The organism is Mesonia sp. K7, from assembly GCF_003233725.1.
GTDB lineage: Bacteria > Bacteroidota > Bacteroidia > Flavobacteriales > Flavobacteriaceae > Mesonia.
Genome location: NZ_QKQV01000030.1, coordinates 1 through 2460, shown reverse-complemented (window position 1 = coordinate 2460; position 2460 = coordinate 1). Strand labels below are relative to the sequence as shown.

General features: G+C 29.1%; 2 protein-coding genes. Both read left to right on the top strand.

Features of this window, described 5'->3' with window-relative positions; all coding sequences use genetic code 11:
- The first annotated feature begins 98 nt into the window (after positions 1 to 98).
- Positions 99 to 1040 (top strand): hypothetical protein, encoded by a 942-nt coding sequence (locus DNG35_RS12105; RefSeq protein ID WP_146228889.1) that lies wholly within the window; start codon positions 99 to 101, stop codon positions 1038 to 1040.
- Between the two features lie 145 nt (positions 1041 to 1185).
- Positions 1186 to 2169, top strand: a complete 984-nt coding sequence (locus tag DNG35_RS12100; protein ID WP_111129543.1) for a hypothetical protein — start codon at positions 1186 to 1188, stop codon at positions 2167 to 2169.
- The last annotated feature ends 291 nt before the right edge of the window (positions 2170 to 2460 follow it).

The following is a 2460-nucleotide window of genomic DNA, read 5'->3' as shown; positions in this document are numbered from 1 at the left end:
AATGTAAATTTACACCAACTCAACATCTAAATATTAAAATATAGCTATCAAAAAAGAGTCAACCTATATCAGTATAACACATCAACAACAAAATGGGAATGACAGATGCACCTGAAAAGTGCTTTATAACAAACGAACCGACAACTAATTTACCGTCATCTTTAGATGGCATTGAATATTCCGTGGATTACTATGGAAATAAACTAAATTTTACTTTTCATTGGAATCACAAAAATTCCCCGTTTGTAGAGAATAATAAATACATACTTCTTGGATTAATAGCCAATCAAAAATTTATTCCTAATCGAAAACATTTCTTAGACAATAATGAATTGGAAAAAATAATTAAAACAGCTAATGTCCCTAACATGCCAAGAGCCAAATTGGACAACTTATTACTCAAATTGTATGAAATTCAAGATAGAGAAGGGAATGTTGTAAGCTTCCATAGTAAAGATACTGTTGAATATTTTGCTATTACATGCTACTTGAAAAACTATACAGAATTTATATTCTATTTGAAAGCTTTAGTAGAAATGGGATATATAACAGCTAAATTTACTCAAACAAAAGATGGAGATTTTTTTGATGATTTATCTCTAACTTTTAAAGGCTTTGAACAAGTGGTCTCTTTACAAGAAAATGGTGAAAAATCTAAGAATTGTTTTATTGCAATGTCATTTTCTGATGATGTAACAGAAATTCGAAAAGCAATTAAAAGTATCGTGGTAGAGACAGGATATCAACCTATACTAGTTGATGAAATTCATTACGATAGTGATGTGACAATTAATGACGCCATAATAAAGAATATTAGAAAAAGTAAATTTCTCATAGCTGATTTTACAAATCAAAAACATGGAGTCTATTTTGAAGCTGGTTTTGCTCTAGGACTAAAGCGTCCAGTAATATATACTTGTTCTAAGGACGATTTTAAAAATACTCATTTTGACACAAATCATTATCCTCATATAGTATATTCTGATTTGAACGACTTAATGGTTAAATTGAAAGATAAGATTGAGGCTTGGATAAATTAAAAAACGTGGTACAACAACGTGTATAATTCATTGCTAGTTATAGCTTACTTACGAAAGTCCTCGTGGACTTTCTATCTGTGATTTATTTGCTAACTTTAGTGCTTAAACCACGCAACGCATCATACACAAACACGTTGCCACACATATGAGAAAAACATTGCTTATTATTATATTCTTTCAGTTCTCGACAGGAGTTTCTTACTCTCAAACGGATTGTGAAAAAATTTTGTCAGAAGAAATTAATTTGACCTTTTCCGAGAAAAGTGATTTGAACACTCTGAATAATACTTTTTCCAAATTAACAGATTGTGGATTGGAACAAATCGATGTTGATTTTTTTGCTAATGGACCTATTTTAGCAACATTATTAGTTCCCTTAATTAGTGAAAATGATAGAAAAGTGACCTACCAGAACTTGTTTGATAAAATAATGGAATTCAAACAAACCTCACAATATGAAAAAGCAATAGAAATTTTTAAGGTTTCAAATGAATTATCTGAAAGAAAAGCTGAATTAAAAAACTGGGAAGAAGATAAAAAACTATTTCAAAGACTTCAGATTCCTAATGAGTATATTAATGAATTCTACGAGTTTTTTAAACAAAATGCTGACTCAACTAAAACATATAAAGAAGTTTTTGAAAACTTCAAGTCCCAAAAAAAACAATTTGACGTACCAATTATTATAAATGACTCGGAAGATTATTCTGGGCTATTTAAAAATCCTGGTGTTTTAAATTATTCAGATGTACTTAATAAAGCGAAAGAAAAAGACAAACCAATCGTTCTTTATTTTAATGGTTACGCCTGCGTTAATGCCCGAAAAATAGAGGAATATGTTTTAAGAAATGATAAGATAATTAAACAATTAACGAATGATTTTATTTTCGTAAATGTTTACGTCGATGATAAAAAACAAATTCCCGAAGAACAATGGACTATCGATAAGCAATCAGGTAAAACGGTTAAAACTGTCGGTATGAAAAACTCTAAATTTCAAATTGATAATTTTCAAAATAATTTATGCCCATATTTTGTAATAATTGATAAGAATGGAAAAAAAATAAAGGAACGAGGTTATACGAGAGATTTAATTGAATTTGAAGAATTTCTAAACATAACGGAATAAATACGTGTGGCAACACCGTATATAACAAATAGCTGCTTCTTTTCTAAATCGTAAATTTTGGTATATTTGGTAAGTCGCCAAATCTTTTGATTTGGCTTTTGAGCTAAAAAAGATAAAAACAAAATACAAAAGTTTTGGCTTGTTGCGAGATTGAAAATTAACTCACAATTTCACGCTACTTGTCATATACAAACACGTTGGGCATAATTTAAACAATGAACTTTCCTGAAATAGGTTGACTAAAAATTAGACCATTAATTATAGTCACTTATGAAAACAAAAAATGAACAC

Bases quoted from the DNA above. Each gene is read 5' to 3' on its own strand.
- DNG35_RS12105 (WP_146228889.1), top strand. From the start codon at position 99: ATGACAGATGCACCTGAAAAGTGCTTTATAACAAACGAACCGACAACT.
- DNG35_RS12100 (WP_111129543.1), top strand. From the start codon at position 1,186: ATGAGAAAAACATTGCTTATTATTATATTCTTTCAGTTCTCGACAGGA.